The organism is Sphingobium quisquiliarum P25 (assembly GCF_000445065.1).
GTDB classification, from domain to species: domain Bacteria; phylum Pseudomonadota; class Alphaproteobacteria; order Sphingomonadales; family Sphingomonadaceae; genus Sphingobium; species Sphingobium quisquiliarum.
This window is the reverse complement of record NZ_ATHO01000017.1, coordinates 1-24378: the sequence shown is the minus strand read 5'-3', so window position 1 is coordinate 24378 and position 24378 is coordinate 1. Positions and strand designations below refer to the sequence as shown.

General features: G+C 65.3%; 27 protein-coding genes and 1 tRNA gene. 11 read left to right on the top strand and 17 right to left on the bottom strand.

Features of this window, described 5'->3' with window-relative positions:
- Positions 1-274: preprotein translocase subunit SecG (secG, locus tag L288_RS24855; protein ID WP_021236841.1), on the bottom strand; the 274-nt coding region annotated here is incomplete at its 3' end.
- Between the two features lie 110 nt (positions 275-384).
- Complete coding sequence (gene tpiA / locus L288_RS24850) at positions 385-1128, bottom strand: triose-phosphate isomerase (protein WP_021236840.1); 744 nt, start codon at positions 1126-1128, stop codon at positions 385-387.
- Between the two features lie 156 nt (positions 1129-1284).
- Here tpiA and L288_RS24845 point away from each other — a divergent pair, with 156 nt between their 5' ends.
- Together L288_RS24845 and trpE are read left to right on the top strand one after the other, a co-directional pair.
- Positions 1285-3234, top strand: a complete 1950-nt coding sequence (locus tag L288_RS24845) for a peptidylprolyl isomerase (protein ID WP_021236838.1) — start codon at positions 1285-1287, stop codon at positions 3232-3234.
- Position 3235: 1 nt separating this feature from the next.
- Positions 3236-4765 (top strand): anthranilate synthase component I, encoded by a 1530-nt coding sequence (gene trpE, locus L288_RS24840; protein ID WP_021236837.1) that lies wholly within the window; start codon positions 3236-3238, stop codon positions 4763-4765.
- A 64-nt stretch (positions 4766-4829) separates the two neighbouring features.
- Here the strand turns inward: trpE and L288_RS24835 are convergent, their stop codons facing one another.
- The 3 genes from L288_RS24835 to L288_RS24825 all read right to left on the bottom strand — a co-directional run bounded on the left by L288_RS24835 (position 4830) and on the right by L288_RS24825 (position 6473).
- Entirely contained in the window at positions 4830-5555 is a 726-nt protein-coding gene (locus tag L288_RS24835) for an extensin-like domain-containing protein (protein ID WP_021236836.1), read from the bottom strand.
- A 3-nt stretch (positions 5556-5558) separates the two neighbouring features.
- A complete protein-coding gene (locus tag L288_RS24830) occupies positions 5559-6329 on the bottom strand; it encodes an NUDIX hydrolase (protein ID WP_021236835.1) in 771 nt (256 codons plus the stop codon).
- 68 nt (positions 6330-6397) lie between these two features.
- A tRNA-Ala gene (locus L288_RS24825) sits at positions 6398-6473 on the bottom strand.
- 228 nt (positions 6474-6701) lie between these two features.
- Here L288_RS24825 and L288_RS24820 point away from each other — a divergent pair.
- Both L288_RS24820 and L288_RS24815 read left to right on the top strand, forming a co-directional pair.
- A complete protein-coding gene (locus tag L288_RS24820) occupies positions 6702-7634 on the top strand; it encodes a DUF2171 domain-containing protein (protein ID WP_021236834.1) in 933 nt (310 codons plus the stop codon).
- Between the two features lie 117 nt (positions 7635-7751).
- Positions 7752-8090, top strand: a complete 339-nt coding sequence (locus L288_RS24815) for a DMT family protein (protein WP_021236833.1) — start codon at positions 7752-7754, stop codon at positions 8088-8090.
- 11 nt (positions 8091-8101) lie between these two features.
- Here L288_RS24815 and queA read toward each other — a convergent pair whose 3' ends face one another.
- The 5 genes from queA to L288_RS24790 form a co-directional block, all read right to left on the bottom strand.
- Complete coding sequence (gene queA, locus L288_RS24810) at positions 8102-9130, bottom strand: tRNA preQ1(34) S-adenosylmethionine ribosyltransferase-isomerase QueA (RefSeq protein WP_021236832.1); 1029 nt, start codon at positions 9128-9130, stop codon at positions 8102-8104.
- 70 nt (positions 9131-9200) lie between these two features.
- Positions 9201-9956 (bottom strand): peptidylprolyl isomerase, encoded by a 756-nt coding sequence (locus tag L288_RS24805; RefSeq protein WP_021236831.1) that lies wholly within the window; start codon positions 9954-9956, stop codon positions 9201-9203.
- 95 nt (positions 9957-10051) lie between these two features.
- Positions 10052-10564, bottom strand: a complete 513-nt coding sequence (coaD, locus tag L288_RS24800) for a pantetheine-phosphate adenylyltransferase (protein ID WP_021236830.1) — start codon at positions 10562-10564, stop codon at positions 10052-10054.
- Position 10565: 1 nt separating this feature from the next.
- A complete protein-coding gene (locus L288_RS24795) occupies positions 10566-11474 on the bottom strand; it encodes a polyprenyl synthetase family protein (RefSeq protein ID WP_031303844.1) in 909 nt (302 codons plus the stop codon).
- 11 nt (positions 11475-11485) lie between these two features.
- Positions 11486-11746 (bottom strand): exodeoxyribonuclease VII small subunit, encoded by a 261-nt coding sequence (locus L288_RS24790; RefSeq protein ID WP_021236828.1) that lies wholly within the window; start codon positions 11744-11746, stop codon positions 11486-11488.
- Positions 11747-11915: 169 nt separating this feature from the next.
- Here L288_RS24790 and L288_RS24785 point away from each other — a divergent pair, with 169 nt between their 5' ends.
- On the top strand, positions 11916-12296 hold the full coding sequence (locus L288_RS24785; protein WP_021236827.1) for a hypothetical protein: 381 nt from the start codon (positions 11916-11918) through the stop codon (positions 12294-12296).
- Between the two features lie 63 nt (positions 12297-12359).
- Here the strand turns inward: L288_RS24785 and L288_RS24780 are convergent, their stop codons facing one another.
- Positions 12360-12794 (bottom strand): DUF805 domain-containing protein, encoded by a 435-nt coding sequence (locus L288_RS24780; protein ID WP_021236826.1) that lies wholly within the window; start codon positions 12792-12794, stop codon positions 12360-12362.
- Positions 12795-12897: 103 nt separating this feature from the next.
- Between L288_RS24780 and purL the strand changes: the two genes are divergently transcribed.
- Entirely contained in the window at positions 12898-15075 is a 2178-nt protein-coding gene (gene purL, locus L288_RS24775; protein ID WP_021236825.1) for a phosphoribosylformylglycinamidine synthase subunit PurL, read from the top strand.
- 182 nt (positions 15076-15257) lie between these two features.
- Here the strand turns inward: purL and L288_RS24770 are convergent, their stop codons facing one another.
- On the bottom strand, positions 15258-16037 hold the full coding sequence (locus tag L288_RS24770; RefSeq protein ID WP_021236824.1) for a methyltransferase domain-containing protein: 780 nt from the start codon (positions 16035-16037) through the stop codon (positions 15258-15260).
- A gap of 62 nt (positions 16038-16099) precedes the next feature.
- On the opposite strand from L288_RS24770, the gene L288_RS24765 reads away from it, so the two are divergent.
- From L288_RS24765 to bfr, 3 genes are all read left to right on the top strand, one after another.
- On the top strand, positions 16100-17344 hold the full coding sequence (locus tag L288_RS24765) for a DUF418 domain-containing protein (RefSeq protein ID WP_021236823.1): 1245 nt from the start codon (positions 16100-16102) through the stop codon (positions 17342-17344).
- Positions 17345-17397: 53 nt separating this feature from the next.
- A complete protein-coding gene (locus L288_RS24760) occupies positions 17398-17568 on the top strand; it encodes a (2Fe-2S)-binding protein (protein WP_021236822.1) in 171 nt (56 codons plus the stop codon).
- Between the two features lie 157 nt (positions 17569-17725).
- The gene (gene bfr / locus L288_RS24755; protein WP_021236821.1) at positions 17726-18205 is read left to right on the top strand and encodes a bacterioferritin; all 480 of its coding nucleotides are present in this window, start codon (positions 17726-17728) and stop codon (positions 18203-18205) included.
- A 51-nt stretch (positions 18206-18256) separates the two neighbouring features.
- Here the strand turns inward: bfr and L288_RS24750 are convergent, their stop codons facing one another.
- Positions 18257-18664, bottom strand: coding sequence for a (deoxy)nucleoside triphosphate pyrophosphohydrolase (locus tag L288_RS24750; RefSeq protein ID WP_021236820.1), 408 nt, complete (start codon positions 18662-18664; stop codon positions 18257-18259).
- An 80-nt stretch (positions 18665-18744) separates the two neighbouring features.
- Here L288_RS24750 and L288_RS24745 point away from each other — a divergent pair, with 80 nt between their 5' ends.
- Positions 18745-18930: a Flp family type IVb pilin gene (locus L288_RS24745; protein ID WP_021236819.1), complete on the top strand. Its 186-nt coding sequence runs from the start codon at positions 18745-18747 to the stop codon at positions 18928-18930.
- Positions 18931-19061: 131 nt separating this feature from the next.
- On the top strand, positions 19062-19244 hold the full coding sequence (locus L288_RS24740; protein WP_021236818.1) for a Flp family type IVb pilin: 183 nt from the start codon (positions 19062-19064) through the stop codon (positions 19242-19244).
- A gap of 64 nt (positions 19245-19308) precedes the next feature.
- On the opposite strand, the gene L288_RS24735 is transcribed toward L288_RS24740, so the two are convergent.
- The 4 genes from L288_RS24735 to L288_RS24720 all read right to left on the bottom strand — a co-directional run.
- The gene (locus L288_RS24735) at positions 19309-20829 is read right to left on the bottom strand and encodes a M48 family metalloprotease (protein ID WP_084465604.1); all 1521 of its coding nucleotides are present in this window, start codon (positions 20827-20829) and stop codon (positions 19309-19311) included.
- Between the two features lie 16 nt (positions 20830-20845).
- Positions 20846-21790: an acetyl-CoA carboxylase carboxyltransferase subunit alpha gene (locus tag L288_RS24730; RefSeq protein ID WP_021236816.1), complete on the bottom strand. Its 945-nt coding sequence runs from the start codon at positions 21788-21790 to the stop codon at positions 20846-20848.
- An 11-nt stretch (positions 21791-21801) separates the two neighbouring features.
- Complete coding sequence (locus tag L288_RS24725) at positions 21802-22719, bottom strand: tyrosine recombinase (protein WP_021236815.1); 918 nt, start codon at positions 22717-22719, stop codon at positions 21802-21804.
- Positions 22720-22724: 5 nt separating this feature from the next.
- Positions 22725-24378: hypothetical protein (locus L288_RS24720; protein WP_031303840.1), on the bottom strand; the 1654-nt coding region annotated here is incomplete at its 5' end.

Here is a 24378-nt window from a genome sequence, read left to right as displayed (position 1 = left end):
GGGCCGCGGGCGCCTGCTTCACCAGCGACGTGTCGATGTCGCTGGGCGCATGCTGCACCGATGCGATCACCGCGAGCACGATCGACAGCAGCACGAAAATGCTGGCGAGCACGGTCGTCGAACGGGTCAGAAAGTCCGCCGCGCCCCGCGCCGACATCAGCCCCGCCGGGCTGCCGCCCACGCCCAGCCCGCCGCCTTCCGACTTCTGCATCAGAATGACGGTGACAAGCAGGGCCGCCACAATGGCCTGCACGACGAGGATGAAAGTGAACATGCGAGGAATCTGTCCCAGTGGGTGCGTTGGGGAGCCCATAGCGGCGAAGGGCGGCGGGGGCAACCGGGCTAAACTCCCCTCCCGCGCGAGGGAGGGGATGGTTCGATCGTTCAGCCCGCCGCAGCGATCACCGGCGCGAACTTCTCCGCCGTCAGGCTCGCGCCGCCGACCAGGCCGCCATCGACATCGGCAATCGCCATCAGGTCGGCCGCATTGTCCCCGCTCATCGACCCGCCATAAAGGATGCGCATCTTCTGCGCCTCGTCCGCGCCGATGCGGCTGGCGAGCGCCGCGCGCAGCGCCGCGTGCATCGATGCGACCGCTTCCATCGTCGGGATTCGCCCGGTGCCGATCGCCCATATGGGTTCATAGGCGATGGCCAGCCAATCGGCCGCAGCGCCTTCGGGCAGGGAAGCGAGCAGTTGCGCCGAAACGACCGCTTCGGCATTGCCCGCGTCTCGCACGTCCAGGCTTTCGCCGACGCACAATATCACCTTGAGCCCGGCGGCCCGCGCCGCCGCCGCCTTGGCCGCGACATCGGCGTCGCTTTCGCCCTGCGCCTCGCGCCGTTCGCTATGGCCCACGATGATATATTCCGCCCCCGCTTCGGCCAGCATCTGGGCCGAAAGGCATCCGGTATGCGCGCCGCTGGCGTTCATATGGCAATCCTGCGCGCCGATAAACGCGCCGCCCTTCCGCTCCGCCGCCGCCATGATCAGGGTGGCGGGCACGCACAGCCCCACTTCCACCACGGGCCGCTCGGCGGCGATGCGGCCGATCGCCTCGACCTCCGCCAGGTGGCTCCGCATGCCGTTCATCTTCCAATTGCCGACAACCAGCTTTCGCCTGCCCATCGATCCGATACCTCTTCATGATTATTGCTGCACGCCGATGGCGATGGACGGCGCTTCGTCATTTGTCCAGCCTGCCCGGCCATGGCGCACTTGCCGCAGCGGCGATCCGCCCTTAAAGCGGGCCGCCACAAAGCCCTAGCGTCTGGACTTTCCGTCATGCTTTCAACGTTCCGCCGCCTCATCCAATCCAAATTCGGCGCGCTTTTCGCGCTGCTGTTCCTGGGCGTCATCGCGGCCGCCTTCATCATGGGGGACATCAGCAGCGGCAAGTTCGGCCCGTCGATCGGCGGCGGCACGACCGTGGCCAAGGCTGGCGGGTCGCGGCTGACGCTGACCGAGTTTCAGGAACGGGTACAGCGCGTGTTCGAAAACGCCCGGCGCGCCAATCCGGGCCTGCAAATCAGCGAGTTTCTGGGGCAAGGCGCGGCGCGCGAGATCTTCGATCAGCTCGTCGCGGCCATGACGCTGAAGGAATATGCGCAGGATCAGGGCGTCCATATCTCCAAGCGGCTGGTCGATGCGCAGATCGCGCAGATCCCCGCATTCCAGGACGCGGCGGGCAATTTCAGCCAGGATAATTTCCGCCAGTTGCTGCTGCGCGAACGCATCACCGAACAGGCGTTGCGCGACGATATCAGCCGCGAGATTCTGGAACGGCAGATGCTTGCGCCGCTCGGCCTTGGCGTGAAGCTGTCCGACAGCCTGATCCTGCCCTACGCCTCCCTGCTGCTGGAAGCGCGGCAGGGCACGATCGCCGCCATTCCGTCCATGGCGTTCACCGGCATCAAGGATCCGACCGACGCGCAGCTGGCCGAATATTACCGTTCGAACGCCGCGCGCTACACCATCCCCGAACAGCGCCGTATCCGCTACGCCGTGATCGACGGGCAGCGCTTCGCCCAGGCGGCCCAGCCCAGCGATCAGGAAATCGGCGCCTATTACAACCAGAACAAGGCTGCCTACGCCGCGAAGGAAAGCCGCAGCTTCGAACAGCTGATCCTGCCGACCGAAGCCGGGGCGAAGGCGATCGCCGCTGAGGTCAGGGGCGGCAAGCCGCTGTCTGCCGCCGCGCAGGGCGCGGGGCTTGCCGTGTCCACGCTGAACGACCAGAGCCGCCAGGCGCTGGCGTCTGCATCTTCCGCCGCCATTGCCGATGCAGGCTTCCGCGCCAGGGAGGGCGAGCTGGTTGGTCCGGTGCGCGGGCCGCTCGGCTGGCTGCTGCTGCGCGTGACGTCGGTCAAGACCATCCCCGCCCGCCCGCTTGCCACCGTGAAGGATGAGATCGCCTCGACCCTGCGTGAGCAGAAGGAAAAGCGGCTGCTGACCGAATTCACCGGCAAGATCGAGGATCAGATCGCCGATGGCGGCAGCTTCGAGGAAGTGGTGAAGGATAACGGCCTGAAGCTGGAAACCACGCCCTTCCTGCTGGCGACCGGCAAGCAGGTGGAGGATCAGGCCTATCAGGCCCCCGCCGACGTGCAGCCCCTGCTCGCGCCCGTTTTCCAGATGAGCCAGGATGACGATGCGCAACTGATCCCGATCACGCAGGACAAGCGCTATGCGCTGGCCGCGCCCGCCCAGATCCAGGCCGCCGCTCCGCCGCCGCTGGAAAAGGTGAAATCGCTGGTGGCGATGCAGTACAAGCTCGCCAAGGGCAATGAGAAGGCCAAGGCGCTGGCCGAACAGATCCGCGCGAAGGTGGCCAAGGGCATGAAGCTGGCCGACGCGGTCGCCTCGGCTGGCGTCCAGTTGCCCGCGCCGCAGGTCGTGGGCGGCCGCCGCGCCGACATATTGCGCGGCGAGCAGCGGCCGCCCGCAGAGGTGATGATCCTCTTTTCCATGGCGGCGAACAGCGTGAAGACGATGCCCATCGGTCAGGATCGCGGCTATTTCGTCGTTCAGCTGAACGGCATAAAGCGCGGCGACGCGGGAGGGCAGCCCGCGCTGCTCAATCAGGTGCGCAGCCAGCTTGGCGATGTCGTCGGCCAGGAATATGCGCAGCAGTTCGTCCACGCCGTCGAAAAGGAACTGGGCGTGGAACGTAACCCTTCGGCCGTCGCGCAGGTCCAGCGCGCGCTCAGCAGCACCAACAGCGGCGCTCAATGATATGAGCGCGGCGGGGGAGGTTCCGGGCAGCGACGGCATTCAAAGCGCGCGCGCCGCGCTGGCGGCGGGCAAGTCGGCGCTGGTGTGGCGGCGGCAGATCGCCGACACCGACACGCCGATTTCCGCCGCGCTCAAGCTGTTCGAGCCCGATCGCGGCGACTTCCTGCTGGAATCGGTGGAAGGCGGCGCTGTTCGCGGGCGCTACAGCCTGATCGGCCTTGCCCCGGATCTTGTCTTCCGCGCGAATGGCGAACAGGCGGAAATCAACCGCCAATGGGCGACGAACCGCAACGCCTTCACCGCCGAACCTGCTGGCACACTCGATGCGTTGCGCGCGCTGGTGGCGGAATGCCGGGCCGATCTGGATGCGGCGCTCCCGCCCGCCCTTGCCTGCCTCGTCGGCTATTTCGGTTATGAGACGGTCGGGCTGGTGGAAAAGCTGCCCCGCCCTGCCCCCAATCCGCTCGACGTGCCGGACATGCTGTTCGTGCGGCCGACCGTCATTCTGGTTTTCGACCGGCTGGCCGACGCGCTCTTTCTGGTCGCCCCCGTGTGGAAGGGCAGCTTCCGCGACGCCGGTGCCGCCATAAGCGAGGCGCTGGACCGGATCGACGCCACCGCCGCCCGCCTCGCAGCGCCGCTCCCCGCCGTCAGCCCTCCTGCCGATATCGCGGACATAGAGGTGACGCCAGCGCTCGAACCCGGCCGCTATGCCGCGATGGTGGAGCGGGCGAAGGATTATATCGTCGCGGGCGACATCTTTCAGGTGGTGCTGGCCCAGCGGTTCAGCAGTCCCTTCACCCTGCCGCCCATCGCCCTGTACCGCGCGCTGCGGCGGATCAATCCGTCGCCCTTTCTCTATTATCTCGACCTGCCCGGCTTTGCCCTGATCGGGTCGAGCCCCGAAATATTGGTGCGCACCCGCGATGGGGAGGTGACGATCCGGCCGATCGCGGGCACTCGCCCCCGTGGCAAGACCGCCGTCGAGGACGCGGCGAACCGTGAAAGCCTGCTCACCGATCCCAAGGAGCGGGCCGAACATCTGATGCTGCTCGACCTTGGCCGCAACGATGTCGGCCGTGTCGCCGCCGCCGGAACGGTGACGGTGACGGACAGCTATACGGTCGAATTCTACAGCCATGTGATGCACATCGTGTCGAACGTGGTCGGCCGCCTCGCGCCCGGCAAGGATGCGCTCGACGCCCTGTTTGCGGGCTTCCCCGCCGGGACCGTGTCAGGCGCGCCGAAAGTGCGGGCGTGCGAGATCATCGCCGAACTGGAGCCGGAAACCAGGGGCGCCTATGCGGGCGGCGTCGGCTATTTCGGACCGGACGGCAATATGGACAGCTGCATCGTCCTGCGCACGGCCGTGCTCAAGGATGGCGTGATGCATGTGCAGGCCGGGGCGGGCATCGTCGCCGACTCCACGCCCGAATATGAGCAGCGGGAATGCGAGGCGAAAAGCGGCGCACTGCTCGCGGCGGCGCGCGAGTCCGTGAAGATCGCCCGCGAAGCAGGCTTCGGCCAGTAGACCCACTTCCCAAGCGCCTGCCCCGTATCAGGGCCGGTCTGTCGGTGGGACAGGGCCTCTCCCGTCAGCGGCACGCCCGCCAGCCGAACGCGCCGCGATCCGCCTGGTCCAGGTGAAAATGGTCGCGATGCGCCGCATTATAGTCGGGCGACAACACCGTCGAGAATAGCGGGCACGCGCCGTCCCGCACCTCGCGCAGGAAAGCGGCATCCTTGCCCTCGCCCTTCCAGCCGCCCACGACCGTGACACGCCTTCCATCCTCCAGCGTGAAGCCCGCTATGTCGATGGCGTCGGCGGTCGCATGCTCGCTGAAATCGCCTTCTGACCGGCCATATATGCGGCGGCAACTGAAGGAGCCGAAATGCGACATGCTCCTGACCGCCTGGCCGAAATGGCGCTGGGCGGCGGGCTGCACCACATGCCATTCCCATAGCTTCAGCGCCGCAGCCACGGGGCAGGACGGCCCCACCGAAGCAGGTGAGAGCCGTATCGCGTCCTCTCCCCCCTCCAACCGGACGGCATCGTCATAGCGGCACTGCCCGCTCCCGCCCGGCGGCAGCGCCACATAGGCGACCCCCGCCCGATCCAGCAGCGCGCGGCACTGGTCAGGCGACTGGCCCAGCGCCGCAAGCTTCCGCCCGGTGAACAATCCCACCGGCTGCGCCAGATCGATCTGCGTCCAGGGAAGGTCCTGCGGCCGTTTCCTCAAATAGGCATAGCCGCCGAACAGCAGCGACAGGATGATGGCCAGGGCGACGATCCGGCGAGCGATGACATGAATGCGGCGCATGGCCTAACCACGCCGCACACGGCCCAACGGTTCCGAAGTCACCGGATAACCCAGATGATCGGGGATGCACAGATAGCGCTCCCCTGCCCGCTCCTCGATCCAGGGCCGTACCATTTCCACCGGGATGGAGGCCGCATGCGCCGCCATCGCCTCGAAACTGCCGAACAGCGCCAGCCGCTCAAGGTTGCGCCGCGTCGGAAAGATGATCCGCCCGTCCCCCGCATCGCAGCGGCGGATGGTATCCTGCGCCGCGCTCCAGAACAGCCGCACATTTTCGGTCGCATCCACGCTCGCGTCCTGACCCGAAGGCGCGCGCGCAAGGTAGAAGCGCGTGTCGAAGATCCGCGTCACATGCTCCGCGACGGCCGGGTGCCAGCGGCTGAAAGGCACCAGCCGGTCGAGCGCAAGCCGCAGCTTATGCGCCCGCACGACCTCCGCCAGGCTCGCCCCGTCCGCCAGCGCCGCGCGCATGTCCGTCAGTTGCGCTTCACCCAGGACATTGTCGAAGCCGATGCCAAGCCCGCTTTCCTCCAGCGTCTCGCGGATCGCCGCGATCCGGGCCGCGATGTCGTCCACATCCCCGTCCAGCCCCAGCGCTTCCGCCAGCGCCCGGTCGGCGGGATCGATGGCGCCGCCGGGAAAGACCAGCGCGCCGGAGGCAAAGACCATGCTCGCCGCCCGCTCCATCATCAGGATGTGCGGTGGCGCAGCGGGCATGTCGCGGACGATCACCACCGTCGCCGCAGGACGTCCATCACCAATATTTTCAGACATGAGAACCGCCTTAGGTCAGCAATGCGCCTGCGGTAAAGTCTTCCGCCCCTTCCGGTGAAAAGGGGGAATGGTGGAGCCGAGGGGGATCGAACCCCTGACCTCGTCATTGCGAACGACGCGCTCTCCCAGCTGAGCTACGGCCCCAAAGGAGCGCTGCCTATAAGCGAGCGTCCCAAGGCTTGCAACGGTCTTTTTATGATGAAGAAGCAGGAAGCTTTCCCCCTTCGCGCCCCACCGCCGCCATCCGATGAAACGGTCCAAAGCATGGACGTTACCGCCGCGTAACAGGCGGAACGATGCGCCCTAACGTACATTAGTGCTGCAATGGCTCCTTCGGCGACGGAGGCGAATTCCAGGTTAAGGAGAAAGATGATGGGCTATCAAGGCGGACGCCGCTATGGCGAATATGATCGCAGCCGGGGTGACTGGGATCGCGGATCGGACCGGTATCGGGGCCAGCGCGACTGGCGTGACGACCGCAGCCGTTACGGAACGCGCGGACAGTTTGGCGGATCGGACTACCGGCACGGGCCGGAAGGCTATGACCCCGACGAACGCGGCTTCTTCGACCGGGCGGGCGATGAAATCCGTAGCTGGTTCGGCGATGAAGAGGCGGAGCGCCGTCGCGAATATGACGAATATTACAACCGCCCCTATGGCGATCCCCGCGATGAAAGCAGCCGCATCGGCTATGCCTCCGCCTCGCGCAGCAACCAGTATCTCCCCAATCGCGGCTACGCGCCCTATACCGGCGAACGCAGCGGCTTTGGCAGCGAGGATCATGGCAACCGCGTCCGCTCCTATGGCCCGGCGCATGATTATGGCGAACATCATGACGCCAACTATCATGCATGGCGGCAGCAGCGGATCGATGAGCTTGACCGCGACTATGCCGAATATCAGCGGGAACATCGCGACCGCTTCAACCAGGAATTCGGCAGCTGGCGGACGCGGCGCGGCGAACAGCGCCAGGCGATCCAGCAGGTGCGCGAACATATGGAAGTCGTCGGCAGCGATGGCGAGCATGTCGGCACCGTCGACAAGCTGAGCGGCGACCGCATCATCCTGACCAAGACGGATCAGGATGCGGGCGGCGTGCACCACTCCATCCCCTCGTCCTGGATTCGCTCCGTGGACGCGCAGAAGGTGACGATCGAAAAAACGGCCGACGAAGCCCAGCACGCATGGCGCACCGAACGGGAACAGAACGCCATGTTCGGTGATCGCGACAACCGCAGCAGCTGGGACCAGCAGGGTTCTACCGGCAGCAGCAATGCGCAGGGCCAGACCAGCCGCTATCGCTGAACAGCGGACGCGGCGGCAACGCCAGTCAGGGAGGCCCGGCCGCAAGGCCGGGCCTCTTCGCTTGCGCGGCCCGCGCGCGCATGAGAAAGCGGCCTCTTCCTGTTATCGAGGCCGCGCATGCCAACCATCCTGCTGCTCGTCATTTCCAACATCTTCATGACGGTGGCCTGGTATTGGCATTTGAAGGGCGGGATGCACAAACCGCTGCTGATCGTCATCCTGATCAGCTGGGCGATCGCCTTCGTCGAATATTGTTTCGCCGTGCCCGCCAACCGCATCGGCTTCGCCCATGGCTGGAGCGCGGGACAATTGAAGATCGCGCAGGAAGCGATCGCGCTGATCGTCTTCGGCGGCTTCATGGTGATCGTGCTGGGCGAGCCGCTGCACTGGCGCCATTTCGCCGCCTTCCTGTGCATCATCGCGGCCGTCGCGTTCCTGTTCGCGGGCCGGTCCTAGGCCGCCCTGCCTCACGGCAGCAGCAGTGAGGAATCCCCGTAGGAATAGAAGCGATAGCCCTGCGCGATCGCATGGGCATAGGCCGCCTGCATCCGCTCGCATCCCATCAGCGCGCTCACCAGCATGAACAATGTCGATTTGGGCAGGTGGAAATTGGTCATCAGCCCGTCGACCGCGCGGAAACGATAGCCCGGCGTGATGAAGATGCGCGTTTCATCGGCGAAGGGGTGGATGCGGCCTTCTTCGTCCGCCGCGCTTTCCAGCAGGCGCAGGCTTGTCGTGCCGACCGCGATCAAGCGCCCGCCGCGCGCCCGCGCCGCATTCAGCCGGTCAGCGGTATCCTGCTCGATCCTGCCCCATTCGGCATGCATGCGGTGATCGTCGGTGTCATCGGCCTTCACCGGCAGGAATGTGCCAGCGCCGACATGCAGAGTCAGCGTCTCCGCCTGCACCCCGGCCTTACCAAGCGCCGCCATCAATTCGGGCGTGAAGTGCAGCGCCGCCGTGGGCGCGGCCACAGCGCCGTCCTCGCGGGCGAACATGGTCTGGTAATCGCTGCGATCGCGCGCATCGGTGGGCCGCTTGCTGGCGATATAGGGGGGCAGCGGCATGCGCCCCGCCCGCTCCAGCAGCAGTTCGACCGGCTCCTCGCCCTCAAAGCGCAGCGTCACGCCGCCATCCTCGTCGCGCGGCCCGGCGATGGCGGTGACGCCCGCGCCGAAATCGATCCTGTCCCCGTCCCGCACCCGCTTGGCATTGCGCAGAAAGGCTTGCCACTGACGCAGCCCCAGCCGCTTGTGCAGCGTCGCGCCGACCCTGGCCTCTCCCCGCATCCCCTCAAGCTGGGCGGGGATCACCTTGGTGTCATTGAAGACCAGCACGTCGCCGGGACGCAGCATGGAAGGCAGGTCGCGGACGATCCTGTCCTCGAATGGCGCGTCACCAGCGACCCGCAGCAGACGCGCGGAATCGCGTGGAGAGGCTGGCCTCAGCGCGATGCTCTCCGGCGGCAGGTCGAAGTCGAACAGATCTACGCGCATGGTGAAACGCTCTGGCAGTTGCGCACCGTGCTCCTGCCTTCGCAGGAGCACCGCCGGGTCTGCCGCTGCCTTATTTCTTCTTGCCCGCAGCCGCCTTCCTGGGCGCTGGAGCCGGGGCAATGATCGAAGGCGCAGGGGGCGCCGGCAGCGCGGTCACCGGCGGCTTGCCGTCGCTTTCGATCGACGCTTGCAGGATGACGGTGGGATTGGCGGGCGGCTCGCCCGGCGTGATCGCGTCGACATATTGCATGCCCTCGATCACGCGGCCGAAGACGGTATATTTCTTGTCGAGCTGCATGCGCGGCAGCAGCACGATGAAAAACTGGCTGTTGGCGCTGTTTTCATCCTGCGCGCGCGCCATCGACACGGTGCCGCGCAGGTGCGGCATCGGGTTGAATTCGGCCGCCAGATCGGGCAGCGCCGACCCGCCCGTGCCGTCGCCCTTGGGATCGCCCCCCTGCGCCATGAAACCGGGGATGACGCGGTGGAATTTCAGGCCATTGTAGAAGCCCTGCCGGGTCAGCTGCTTGATCCGCTCGACATGGTTCGGCGCGATGTCCGGGCGCAGCTGGATGCGCACGCGTCCGCCGCTCGATAGGTCCAGGTCCCAGATATTCTCAGGGTCTGCGGGCACGGTCGCGGGGGGCAGCTTGAGCGCCGGGTCCTGCCCCATGACCTTGGCGTTCTGCTCGGCCCGCGCGGCGGCTTCGGCTTTCTTCGTGGCCTCCGCATTGCCCTGTCCGCCCCCCTGCGCCAGCGCGGCGCCGCTGGAAGCGTAGAGAGCGAAACCGATCGCCACCGTCTTGAGCGCAGACGTAAACCGCATGGATAAGCATTCCCTGACAAGTGCCTGATGAGGCGAAGACGCCCTGATAACGCGCTCTTCGCGATTGGCAACTGAACGAAGGCTGAGCGCCGCCTTTAGCTGGTCCCCTTGCGGCCGATCACGCCGACCCGCGCAACAACCTCTTCGCCTACGCGCGGGCTGACGAACTTGTGGATCGGGCCGCCATAAAGCGCGATTTCCTTGACCAGCCGCGACGCGATCGGCTGCAACGAAACATCGGCCATCAGGAAGACCGTCTCGACCCGCGAATTGATCTGCTGGTTCATGCCCGCCATCTGATATTCATATTCGAAGTCAGCGACGGCGCGCAGGCCCCGGATGATGACGCTGGCCCCCTGCGATTCGGCAAAGTCCATCAGCAGCGAATTGAATCCGGTGACGACGATCTCCGTATCGATGCCCGCGCATTCCCGCCGCACCATCTCCAGCCGTTCCTCGTCGGAAAACATCGGCGACTTGGCAATGTTGGTGGTGACGCCGATGACCAGCTTGTCGACCAGCTTCGCCCCGCGCCGGATGATGTCCATGTGGCCAAGCGTGATCGGATCGAAGGTGCCGGGATATACGCCTACCCTCTGCCTGCTCATCCTAACGGTCCCTTTCCACGATATAGTCGGCGATCGCGCGCAGCAGGTCCGCCCGCGCGCCATGCGCGTGCAGATGCGCCTTCGCCTGCTGCACCAGAAGCTGCGCCTGCTCCCGCGCCCGTTCGACGCCCAGCAGGGAAACGAAGGTTTCCTTGCCCGCCGCCTCGTCCTTGCCCAGCGCCTTGCCCGCGGCGGCCGCATCGCCTTCCACGTCCAGCAGGTCGTCGGCGATCTGAAAGGCAAGGCCGATGTCGCGGGCATAGCCGTGCAGGCTGGTGCGCCCCTCCGCCGGGATCCGCGCCATGATGGCGGCGGCATCGACGCAGAAGGCGATGAGCGCGCCCGTCTTGAGCTGTTGCAGCCGGGTGACGGTCGCCAGGTCGAAGCTCGCCCTTTCCGCTTCCAGGTCCATCATCTGGCCGCCCGCCATTCCCGCCGGGCCGCTGGCGATGGCGAGCGCCTTCACCAGTTCCACGCGCACGAACGGATCGGGATGGGTCTCCTCGTCGGCCAGCAACTGGAACGCCAGGTCATGCAGGCAATCGCCCGCCAGGATGGCTGTCGCCTCGTCAAACGCCTTGTGGATGGTCGGCTTGCCCCGGCGCAGGTCGTCATCGTCCATCGCGGGCAGATCGTCGTGGATCAGCGAATAGACATGGATGCACTCGACGGCCAGGCCCACCCGCAACGCTGATTCCCGCGAGATGTTGAACAGGTCGCTCGCCGCCTGCACCACCAGCGGGCGCAGCCTCTTGCCGCCGCCGATCGCCGCGTGGCGCATCGCTTCATACAGGCGGGATCGCGGATCGGCGGGAACGGTCAGCAGCGCGTCGAACGCCCGGTCCACCTCTGCGGCGAGGGCGGCGGAGCGGCTGGCGATCAGCGCCTTGCCGGAGGTCGCTCCGTCCATCGCCAGCGCGCTCAATCCGCGCCGAACGGCTGGGCGCCCGTCACGGCCCCGCTGGGATCGATGGTCAGCTTCTGGATGCGCGCCTCGGCCGCCTGCAACCGTTCCAGGCAGCGCTTGCGCAACTCTTCCCCCCGCGCATAGAGCGAGATGGACTCATCGAGCGGCACGTCGCCGCTTTCCAGCCGGCGAACGATCGACTCAAGCGCGCGCAGCGCATCCTCGAACGACAATTGAGACGTATCGTCCCCCTGGGTCATGCTCTCTTCGGCCATGTCTCCTGCATTGACCGGCCCCGTGCGCCCGGTCAAGCCCGCAGCGGCCCTGTCCGCCTTTTAGCGCCCCCTGTCATCAAGGCGTCATGACGCCACGCCACGGCGCTGGCGGTTTTTTGGCAGTTTTGCGTTGACGCTCCGTGTCGCAGATGCACATAGAAGGATCGCTATGAAATATCATCTCCCCCTGATCACCGCAGCCGCGGTCAGCCTGCTGTCCGCCTGCAACCAGAATGACGAACCCGAAGTCGTGGGCGGCCCCGCCGATCCCATGGCCCAGCAACTCGCCAACGCCGCGCCGGTCGAACTGCCCCCTTCGGTGAAGGTCAGCCATCAATATCGCTGCAAGGACAACAGCCTGTTGTTCGTCGATTTCCTGAGCGACGACAAGACCGTGAACCTGCGCACCGAAAAGGACGGCTCCCCCACCAAGCTGGTGGCGTCCGAACCGGGCAAGCCCTTCACCGCCGAAGGCTATTCGGTCGAAGGCACCGGCAAGCAGATCACCGCCACCCTTCCGGGCAAGAGCGCGCTCAGCTGCAAGGCCTGAGGGTTTCAGCTCCCCTTTTTTCCCAAGGCCGGGCCTCCCCATCGGAGCCCGGCCTTTTTCATGTCAGCCCTTCGCCAGTTCCGGCTCGCCCGCCTCGACCGGGTCCGGTCCGAAACGGTTCGGCCCGCGCGTCCCGCTCATGACGAAGAAGACCAGCAGCACCAGGCTGCCGATGATCGGAAAGAACAGGATCAGCAGCCAGAAACCGCTCCTGTCGCTGTCATGCAGCCGCCGCACCGCCACCGCGATCCACGGGATCAGCACCGCAAGGCCGAACAGCGCGGTCAGCGGCCCGCCCCGCGTGCGATAGCCCGTGTCGAACCCCCACTGCCCGCTCTGCGCCCAATGTTCGGTCGTGCTGATGCCCAGCGCCCCTTCTATGATCGCGATGGCCGTGAAGCACAGGATCAGGAACAGGATGAACATCCAATATTCCTTCGGCCGCGACCGCCCGGAAAATTTGGCATAGCGGCGCAACGGCAACAGCATCCATTCCATCTGCACTCTCCCGGCCAGACCGACTGCTCTTTGCCAGCATGTTTTGTCCGGCGGCGGCGCGCAAGGATTGTCTATCCGCCGCGCCCCGGCTAAAGGCGCGCTCATGTCGACCGCAGCCACTCAGATCACCCCGGAAATCGTCGCCGAACATGGCCTTTCGCCGGAAGAATATGACCGCGTCCTGAACGCCCTCGGCCGGGAGCCGAACCTGACGGAACTGGGCATATTCTCCGTCATGTGGTCCGAACATTGCTCCTACAAGTCCAGCCGCATCCATTTGAAGAAGCTGCCGACCGAAGGCCCGCAGGTGATTTGCGGCCCCGGCGAGAATGCGGGCGTCGTCGACATAGGCGACGGGCAGGCGGCGATCTTCAAGATGGAGAGCCACAACCACCCCTCCTATATCGAACCCTATCAGGGCGCGGCGACGGGCGTGGGCGGCATCCTGCGCGACGTGTTCACCATGGGAGCGCGGCCGGTGGCGAACATGAACGCGCTGCGCTTCGGCCGTCCCGATCATCCCAAGATGAAGCATCTCATCAGCGGCGTGGTCCACGGCATCGGCGGCTACGGCAATTGCGTGGGCGTTCCGACCGTGGGTGGAGAGGTGAATTTCCACCCCGCCTATGACGGCAACATCCTGGTCAACGCCATGACCGTGGGCGTCGCCGAAACCGACAAGATCTTCTATTCGGCGGCATCGGGGGTCGGCAATCCGATCGTCTATGTGGGGTCGAAGACCGGCCGCGACGGCATCCACGGCGCGACCATGGCCTCCGCCGACTTCGGCGAGGATTCGGAAGAAAAGCGCCCCACCGTCCAGGTTGGCGATCCCTTTACCGAAAAGCTGCTGATCGAAGCGTGCCTTGAACTGATGGCGTCCGACGCGATCGTCGCGATCCAGGATATGGGCGCGGCCGGCCTCACCTCCTCCTCGGTCGAAATGGCGTCCAAGGGCGGCGTCGGCATCCGGCTGGACATGGACAAGGTGCCGCAGCGCGAAACCGGCATGACGGCCTATGAGATGATGCTGTCGGAAAGCCAGGAGCGCATGCTGATGGTGCTCCAGCCGGGCAAGGAAGCCTTCGCCGAAGCGATCTTCCGCAAGTGGGAACTGGACTTTGCCGTCATCGGCGAAGTGACCGACACCGGGCGCATGGTCCTCGTCCACCAGGGCGAGACGGTATGCGACATTCCGCTCGCGCCGCTGGCCGACGACGCGCCGCTCTATGATCGTCCCTCCATGCCACGCGACGAATATAAGGCCTGGGCGAAGGTCCAGCCGCTGGGCGACGTGACCGAAAGCGCTGACATCGGCGCGGATCTCGTGAAGCTGATGGGATCGCCCGACATCGCCAGCCGCCGCTGGATCTGGGAGCAATATGACCATATGGTCGGCGCCGACACGGTGCAGCGGCCCGGCGGCGACGCGGCGGTGGTGCGCGTTCACGGCTCGCAAAAGGGCATCGCGATCAGCACCGACTGCACGCCGCGTTATTGCTATGCCGATCCCTATGAGGGCGGCAAGCAGGCGATCGCCGAATGCTATCGCAACATCAGCGCGGTCGGCGCGGCGCCGCTGGCGGTCACCAACTGCCTGAACTTCGCCAATCCGCAGCGGCCGGAGATCATGGCGCAGCTGACCGGCTGCCTCGACGGCATGGGCGACGCCTGCCGCGCGCTCGACTTCCCGATCGTGTCGGGCAATGTCAGCCTCTATAATGAATCGAAGGCGACCGGCGGCGGATCGGCGATCCTGCCCACGCCCGCGATCGGCGGCATCGGCCTGTTGCAGGACGTCGGCGTCATGGCGACGGTGGCCTTCAAGCAGGAAGGCGACGCCATCTGGCTGATCGGCGGCGAAGGAACGCATCTGGGCCAGTCCATCTGGTTGCGCGAGATTGCAGGCCGCGAAGCTGGCGAAGCGCCCAAGGTCGACCTCGCCGCCGAGCGCGCCAATGCGGAACTGGTCCGCACCCTGATCGCCCAGGGCAAGGTCAATGCCGTCCATGACATTTCCGATGGCGGCCTGCTGGTCGCGATCGCCGAAATGGCGCTGGCGGGCGGCATCGGCGCGCAGCTTGACGTTTCGCTCTCCACCGCCGCCGCCTTCGGCGAGGATCAGGGCCGCTACATCGTTACTGCGCCGCAAGGCGTAGAGATTGCAGGCGCCCTCCGCATCGGCGCCACCGGCGGCAACACGGTCGCCGGAGTATCGCTCGACGATCTGCGCACCGCCCACGAAGGCTTCTTCCCCGCCCTCATGGACAGCGAACTTTAACCCCCGTCGTCCCCGCGCAGGCGGGGACCCAACTCTCGTCAGGCGACTGGAGTGCCATAAGACGAGATAGGTTCCCGCCTACGCGGGAACGACGAAGAAGATGAAGAACGCACGATCATCTGGCTTGGTGCCTTGGCTAACCACCGCCATGCCACTCCTGATATCGCTATTCGTGCGAAGCCCTACCCGCCCGCCAAAGCAACCCGCGTCACCCTCCCGAACAGCAACTGATAGGCGTCATCCCCGCCGCTCCGGTCGAACGCCTCCATCACGCGCCGCAATTCCCTTGGCGGCAGCGGCTTCCTGCCATCGGACGGAACCACCGCGCCAATCCCTTTCAGATGCGCGATCAGCCCCCGCGCCCCGCCGCAGGACAACACATAATCCTCGTCAAAGGCGAAGGCGTCCTCATAAGCTCCCAGCATCGCGCGAAGGTCATCCAGGCGCGGATAATCCGGCACGCCGGGCGTCAGCCCGCAAGCCTCATGCGCGGCGCGCCAGCGGGCGAAGCTCTCTGCCCCCATGGTCGAAAAGATCAGGCTCCCACCCGGCCGCAGCAGCTTCGTCAGCCGGGCGATGGCGTCCTCCAGCCGGTCGAACCATTGGAAGGCTAGGTTCGACAGGATCAGGTCGAACCATTCCCCCTCGAACACTGGCGCTTCCCCATCCATGGGGAGGAACCTGCCTGCGACCAGCCCCCCCTTTGCCGCCTTCGCCAGCATTTCGGGCGACAGGTCCGTCACCACCAGTTCGGCGGCGGGCCAGCGGCGCTGGATATCGCGGGTCAAAATGCCCGTGCCGCAGCCAATCTCCAATATGCGCTCGACCGGGCCGGGCATCTGCCTGTGCGCCAGATCGGCGACCAGCGCGGCGGCGGCGCGCTGCGGCCCGGCATGATCGTCATAATGGTCGGCCGCAGCGCCGAATGCGTCGCTTATCCGTTGCTTGCGGCCGCTGTTCATGGCTAGTCGCATGGCAGAGGCAAGTCCCATTTGCCAGTGTCTTTCCAAGGAATTCTCGCCGCATGAGCGCCCCATCCTTCCGCATTCCCGCCATGGACGTGCTGCGCGGCTGTGCCGTCATGGGCATTTTGTGGATGAACATCACCGCCTTCGCTTTTCCCCAGGCGGCCTATTTCAACCCGCGCGTGACAGGCCCATTGTCCGCTGGAGACACGCTGTTCTGGCTGGTCAGCTTCCTCTTTTTCGACGGCAAGATGCGCGCGCTTTTCTCCATGCTGTTCGGGGCGTCGATGCTGCTGCTCGTCGACCGGGAGGAACTGGCGGGCCGCAACGGCCGCAGGGCGCAGATGATCCGTGCCGCGTGGCTGTTCCTGATCGGCCTTGCCCATTATCTGCTGCTCTGGTGGGGCGACATATTGACGATCTACGCGCTCGTCGGGATCGCCGCCCTGCCCTTCATCGGGAAGGAGCCGCTTTCGCTGGTCAAATGGGCTTTCCTCTTCTTCTTGGCGCATTTTCTTGTCTGCACCCTCTTCGTCCTCGGCCTCTACGGATGGGCCGGGTCAGCGATTGAACCGGGGGCCGCATCGGCGGCGCGGGACGGCTTCGCCGCCTTCGCCGCCTCCTTCACTGATCCCGACCATTCCGCGATCCAGTCGGAAATACTGACCTACCGCAGCGGCTTCGGCACGATCCTGCGCCATCATCTCCACCTCTTCGCCAATGAATGGCCGAACAGCCTGCTGTTCACCGGGCTGGATACGCTGGGCTTCATGCTGCTGGGCATGGCCATGCTGAAGGGCGGCTTCCTGACCGGCCGGTGGGATGCCGGACAATATCGCCGCACCGCCGTTCATTGCTTCCTGATCGGGCTGCCCCCCATGGCCGGCCTGGCCGCGTGGCTGATCACCGGCGGTTTCCCGGTGCTGCCGGCCTTCGGGGCGGCGCTTGCCTGGTCCTTCCCCTTCCGCATTCCCCTGTCGGTCGGCTGGGCCGCGTTGATATTGTGGCTGATCGTCCGTCATCGGGACAGCGCGCTGGTGCAGCGCATCGCCGCGGCCGGGCGCCTGGCGCTCAGCAATTATCTCGGCACCAGCCTTGCCATGTGCGCGCTTTTCTACGGATGGGGGCTGGGCCTGTTCGCCCAATTGCGCCCCGCGCAATTGCCGCTGGTCGTGTTCTGCGTCTGGGCCGTCATCCTGCTATGGTCGAAGCTGTGGCTTTCCCGATTCGCGATGGGACCGGCCGAATGGCTCTGGCGCAGCCTCGCTCATGGAAAGCCGCAAAAGATTCGCAAAAGCAGATGATCCACTATTGCGAGCAATTATCATGTGCGCTATCTCCGAATCAGGAGAAGTCGATGGTTGTCTGTGTCTGCAATGCCATTCGGGAAAAGGATCTGAAGGAAGCCGTGCGTGGCGGCGCGGATACGCCGTGCAGCGCTTATGCCCGCCTTGGCCGCCGCCCGAAATGCGGGCAGTGCGTCCCTTTCGCCCGCACCATCATCGCGACCGAGCGCGCCTCTGTCTGACGACTGATAATCATCCGCATCAATTGACTGATATAAAGTGCGAATATCTCGCAATATCCGTCTGTAAAATCAGCGGATTTTCTGAGCTTTTCCATTAACAATCGCGCGCCATGACCTTATAATCCGCCGCCTGTACAAACAGCCGGAGCAAACCGCCATGAAGGGCGATCCCAAGGTCATCGACTATCTCAACGAAGTCCTCAAAAATGAGCTGACCGCGATCAATCAATATTTCCTCCACTATCGCATGCTCAACCATTGGGGCATCGAAAAGCTCGCCAAGTTCGAATATGAGGAATCGATCGACGAGATGAAGCACGCCGACAAGGTGGCGGAGCGCATCCTGTTTCTCGACGGCCTCCCCAATTTCCAGCTGCTCGGCCGCTTGAAGATCGGCGAGACGGTTGAGGAGATACTGAAGGCCGACCTCGAACTGGAATATGAAGCGCTCCCGGTGTTGAAGGATGCGATCGCCTATTGCGAAACGGTCCGCGACTTCGTCAGCCGCGACTTGTTCCAGTACATCCTCGAAAGCGAGGAAGAGCATGTCGATACGCTGGAAACCCAGTTCGAAATGATCGAACGCATGGGCATCCAGAATTACATCCAGTTGCAAAGCAAGGCAGCGGAAGAATAATATTCTGGCAGGGCACCGCCTCCGGCAGCGATTTGCCCTGCCTTTCACTCTTTAGATCAGCGCATCCAGCAACCCGATCAGCGGCAGGTCCGCTGGCGGCATATCGAGCGCATACATCTGGTTCGGCCTGACCCATTGCAGCGCGGTCGCATGACGCGCTTCGGGCAGGCCCTGCCACTTGCGGCAGACATAGAGCAGCAGCAACAGGTGCCTGTCCCCCAATGCTTCGCTGGCGAAGGATGCGGGGGCAAGGCAGCTGGCATGCGTGCGAATTCCCAACTCCTCCTCCAGTTCCCGGATCAACGCCGCCTCAGGCGTTTCCCCGCTTTCGACCTTACCTCCCGGAAATTCCCAAAGCCCCGCCATTGCCTTTCCCGGCGGACGCTGCTGCAACAGCACGCGCCCATCCGCATCAACCAGCGCTACGGCCACGACCAGCAAAGGCAGGATTGTCGTCATATCAGTCCAGCGACAGGTGTTTGTTAACTCTGAGCCTTTTACAAGCTCAGCCGGAACTGTCTGCAACAAATGGGGGTGGCATGCACGAGCTTATCAAAACCATCTCTATGCGAGCGCTCATCCAAAGCGAATATGGGGCGACCACGGTCGAATATGGACTAATCGTGGCGCTCATCTTTCTCAGCATGATCGCGGCTCTACAGGGTGTGACCGATCAGACGATCAGCATGTGGAACTATGTCGCGACAAAGGTTAGCGGCCATTAACCATCGCTCATCGATATAAGGCTCATCCTTAAGTGTTTATCAACTTCCGCCGATTAAATGGTTCATAGCTGACCTAACTCATAGCGGGGCGGCCGGGGTATTGAACGAGTATTTAGTGAAGGAGAATTTCCATGCAGTTCATCCGTATGCTGAAGAATGAAGAAGGTGCAACCGCCATTGAATATGGCCTGATCGCTGCCCTTATCGCAGTTGCCGCTATCGGCGCTATGACGAGCCTGGGTAACAACCTGAAGACGACTTTCAACACCACTTCAGGGGCTCTTGCGAACGGCGTCAAGAACAGCACCAAGTAAGCTGCTCAACATACACATTGATGAAGGCGGGAGAGCAATCTTCCGCCTTCTTTCGTATTCTATATCAAACGACAATCTTCACCTTCTGCCCAGCCTTCAGCACACTCTGCGCCGTCAGCGCATTGATCGTCAGGAAGCGCTCCAGCTGATAATCAGGATAGGCCATCCTGCGGCTAAGCGATTGCACCGTATCGCCAGCCTTGACCGTGACCACACTGACGCGGCGCGGCTTGATGGCGGCGGCGTCCTGCGCGGACAAGCGCTGGACTGACTGGACCATCGGCGTGAATGGCCCGATCCCCTGCCCTGCCGGGGTCAGCAGCAGGAAGTGATAGGCCTTGCCACCCCCGAAATCATAAGCAAAGACGGTTGCGTCCACCTGGCTCGACTGCGTCCGCGCCCGCACGGTGCGCCAGGCAGCGGGCAGTCCGTTGACGGTCGTGCGGCGCACCTCGCCCTCCGGCACGCTTCCACTGCCGCCCAATTTGGCGAAAACGGACTCCACATAGGCGTCCAGATTCCCCGAATAGGGAGCAGCGCCGAACTGCGCCTGTCCGCCCGATCCCGTGATCGACACCGCATCGGTGGAATTTTCCATGCCAAAGCCCGATGGCGCGACGAAACTCAGGCGAAGGTCGGGATGACGGAAGCGGGTGCCGTCGATCACGCCCTGTTTCGGATCATCGCCATATAACACGCCGTCCAGCGCGGAGAGAAAAGCATCCCTGTTCCGCGCCGTAGACGTCCCCGCCCGGACGGCGTTGCGCGCGGCACGGTCGACGCGTGAGCCGGGATCGGGGTGCGTGCTCGCCCATTCGGGCACCGAGCGCGCATTGCCGGTCAGGCGCGCATCCAGGCTGCTCTGCGCGGCAAGCGATGCCAGCATGGTGGACAGCGCTCTGGGATCATAGCCGCCCGACGCAAGGTAGCGGATGCCAAGATCGTCCGCCTCATATTCCTGCGACCGTGAAAATTTAAGCGTCAGCAGCTGGCTACCCGTTCCGATTCCCCTCTGGACCAGCCCGGCCAAGGCCGAATCGCCCAAGAGCGCGCCGGTCAGCACCTGTAGCAAGGTGCCGCCGATGGCATTGCGCTGTGCTGTCTGCTGGCGCCTTTGGCCATGCTGAGCCGCGACATGGCCGACCTCATGCCCCAGCACGCCCGCAAGCTCCGCCTCGTCATTCATCAGCGCCATCAACTGGCGCGTGACATAGACATAGCCGCCCGGAATGGCGAAGGCGTTATTGACCGGCGAATTGAGCAGCGTGACCGTAAAGTCGCTCTGCGCGTCCGACAGGCCGGACTGCACGGCGACCCGCCGCCCCACCGTCTCCACATATTTGGCCTGCGGTGCCGCATAGGCTCCGCCAAACTCATTCAGCAACTGCGGATGCTGCTTCGCGCCCGCAGCCTTGTCCTGCGGGCTGATGGACGAGACGGTTCGGATGGCCCTTTGCTGCCCGACGACCGAAGGCGCGACCAGAGCCGCCGCCGTGCTAGCCGTCACACATGCCCATATCTTCGCGCGTTTCACGCTTCCTCCCACATAGCTGTTACTGCGACGTAACGAGCCTGCGGACGTCATGTTCCAGAGCGGAAGATCAGGCCCCGATCGCCAGGAACTTGTCCGCCCGGTCGGTGCGCAGGTCCGATGCGCTCATGCCCGAAAGCGCGTCCAGTTCCTCGCCGATCGCCGCGCCAAGCTGCGCGATCGCCTGCACTGGCTGGCGATGCGCACCACCCGCCGGTTCAGGCACGATGCGATCGATGACGCCCAGCGATTTCAGATGCTGCGCCGTCACCTGCATGGCGGTCGCCGCATCGCTCGCGCGGTCGGCCGTCCGCCAGAGGATGGAGGCGCAGCCTTCGGGCGAGATCACCGAATAGATGGCATGTTCGAACATCAGCACGCGGTTCGCGGCCGCCAGCGCCACCGCGCCGCCCGATCCGCCTTCGCCCACCACGGCGGCGACCATCGGCACGCCCAGCGCCAGGCACTGCTCGGTCGATCGCGCGATCGCTTCCGCCTGCCCGCGCTCCTCCGCCTGCACGCCCGGAAAAGCCCCGGATGTGTCCACCAGCGTCACCACCGGCAATCCGAACCGGCCGGCAAGCTGCATCAGGCGGATCGCCTTGCGATAACCCTCCGGCTTGGCCATGCCGAAATTGTGCCGCACGCGGCTGGCGGTATCGTCGCCCTTTTCATGGCCGATGACCATCACCCGCCGCTCGCCCAGCGTGGCGAAGCCGCCCAATATCGCCTGATCGTCGGCAAAGGCCCGGTCACCCGCCAGCGGCATATAATTGTCGAACATGCCCGCCACATAATCCTTGAAGTGGGGGCGATCAGGGTGGCGCGCCACCTGCGTCTTCTGCCATGGCGTCAGCTTGGCATAGGTGTCGACCAGCATCTTGGCGGCGCGCTGCTCCAGCTTCTCGATCTCGCCGCCAATGTCGATATCCCCGGCGCTGGCCGTGGCGCGCAATTCGATGACGCGCGCCTCCAGTTCGGCGATGGGCTTTTCAAATTCCAGAAAGCTAACCATGGGCGACGGCGTTAGGGCGCAGATGTCCCGCCGTCAACGAGGCGATGGCTCATCGCCGCGAGCGGATGGCGGCTGTTGACCAATTCCACCAGCCTGCGGCTGTCCACATGCGTGTAGATCTGGGTCGTTCCGATGTCCGCATGCCCCAGCATAGACTGGAGCGCGCGCAGGTCCGCCCCGCCTTCCAGCAGATGCGTGGCAAAGGCGTGGCGCAGCACATGCGGGCTCACCCGTTCGGGCGCGATACCCGCGGCGGCGGCCAGGGCTTTCACCATCTGATAGAGGCGGATGCGGCTCACATGGCTCTTGCCGGACGGGAAAAGCCAGGGACTGTCCACCGGTACATGGGGCAACCATGCCGCAACGGCGGCCCGCGCCCGGTCGGAAATCGGCACCAGCCTTTCGCGCGCGCCCTTCCCCTTCAGGATCAGGAACGGCTTGTCCACGGCAAGCGCGCGGCGGGGCAAGGACACCAGCTCGGTCGCGCGCAGGCCGGACCCGTAGAGCAGTTCGATCAGGGCCGAAAGCCGCAGGTCGAGCGGCGCGGGATGCTCGGCGGCCAGCTTCGCCTCGATAACGCCGAAAAGCAGGTCCACTTCCGCCGCCGACAATATCTTGGGCAGCGGCCTGCGCGTCGCAGGGCGCGGCAGCGCGGCCGCCGGATTATCGGCGCGCAGCCCCTCTTCCTCCAGAAAAGCGTAGAAGGCCCGCAGCGCCGAAGCCTTGCGCGCGACAGTCGAAGCCGCCAGCGTCGCCCATGCGCCCGCCAGCGCGCCGATGCTGTCCATGCCCGCTCTGGACAAGCCCCCCATGATCTCCGCCGCGGACATCAGGTCGGTGCGATAGGCGAGCAGCGTGTTGCGCGACGCACCCCTTTCGGCGGCCATCATCTCCAGAAAGCGATCGATCAGCGCCGCGTCGTCACTCATAAGCGTCAGGCTCGCGTGATCGCCTCCGCCGCGATCATCCGCGCTTCGGGGTCCAGGCCGACGCGATGCAGGGCGGCAATGATGTGGTAGAGATGGCCGGGGGGCAACCGGCTCCATTCCGCCGTCTGCATGCCGACGGCGGCCAGCAGGGCGACGCTGCCCTTCTCGCCCCGCGCGGCGGCCTGGCCGATCGCGCGGGCCCAGCGGCTGGCGGGGGCAAGCTGAAATCCATTGTCCTGCGCCAGCGCCGCCGCCTTTTGCGCGTCCATGCGCGACAAGCCCGCCAGCGCGGCGATCAGCATCCTGCCCTTGGCTTCCCCTTCCTCATCGATGAAGCTGGACAGGCGGCTGTCGCTGATGTCGACGGCGACCGTGGGCGCTCCGGCGGCCAGCAATGCCCACAGGATGCCCGCGCCATCGCCATCCGCCTGCCGCGCCACCGACGTCCAGCGCAGCGTGCTGCGGTCATATCCGGCGGTCAGCATGGCGGCGACCAGATTGGCCGCGTCGCGCGCATCCACCTGCGTCACCGGCAGCGCCGCCGCCGCTCTGGCCGTCGCGATCAGGCCGACATAATCAGGCCGGCCATTGTCCCGCCACAGGGTGCGCATCGCCCGAACACGGTCGCCAACGCTTCCCGCGGTATAGGCGGTGCGCAGCGCCTCGATCCGGTCGGCAACCTCCCCGTCCGCGTCGCCATCAGCGCCCAGTTGGCTGTAGAAGCCGACCAGCGCCTTGTTCGAAAAGACGCCCAGCCGTGCCGCCACTTCGGCCCCCGGCAGACGGCGCGCGGCGCTCAAGGCCGGGGCCCGCGCCTCCCACGCCCGCACATGCTGTCCCGCCGTGGCGTAGAGCGCATCGGGAATCTCGACATTGAGCGCGGTCGCAAGGCCGAAGCGCCAGGCGGTCAGCCGGTCGACCCCATCCCACTCGATCTTCACCGATCGGCGGGCGTTGAACCCTGTCCCCACCACCTTTTCCGCCAGCCGGTAATCGATGCCGCGCACCACGCCGCGCCGCTGCGCCTGATTGAGCGCGCCGCTCGCCGATCCCTGATCCCCCGACAGCGCCGGGCAGATCGCGCGCGTCATGTCCCATCCCGGCTCCTTGCTGGTGCGAAGCGCGCCTGCGGACAGCGGGCACAGCCCAGCCGGGTCGGCGGTCGCCAGATAGGTCTGCATCGCCACGGCATAGAGGCGGGGGGTGAAGCGATCCGAATCGACGCTTTGCACCAGCAGCCGGGCGCTGTCCGCCTCCCCCATGCGCAGCAGCAGCCAGGCGCGCTCCGCCACCCAGTCGGCGCCATTGATGCCGCGCGGCGTATCCGTCTCCGACAACAGCGCCCGCCGCAGCAGGATTGACGCCCAGCGCGACGTGACCGGCGCGCGCGTCTCCTTCATCAGCGCCGCCAGAAACTGTCCCGGCTGATTGCCGAAATCGTCGGGCGCAAAACCCAGCCGGCCGGGCGTCAATACCCCGATCCGGTCGAGCGATCGATGCGCGCCCTCCGGCAGGTCATATCTGGCCTTCTGCGCCGCAATCTCTTCTTCGGACAGAGCCTCTTCCCCGGCCGCATTGGCCGCCGCATTCTCCTCCGGCAAGGCGGCCGGGGGCGGCAGCGGTTGCACCATCGGCACCGGCGCTGCGGGAGCCGCAGGC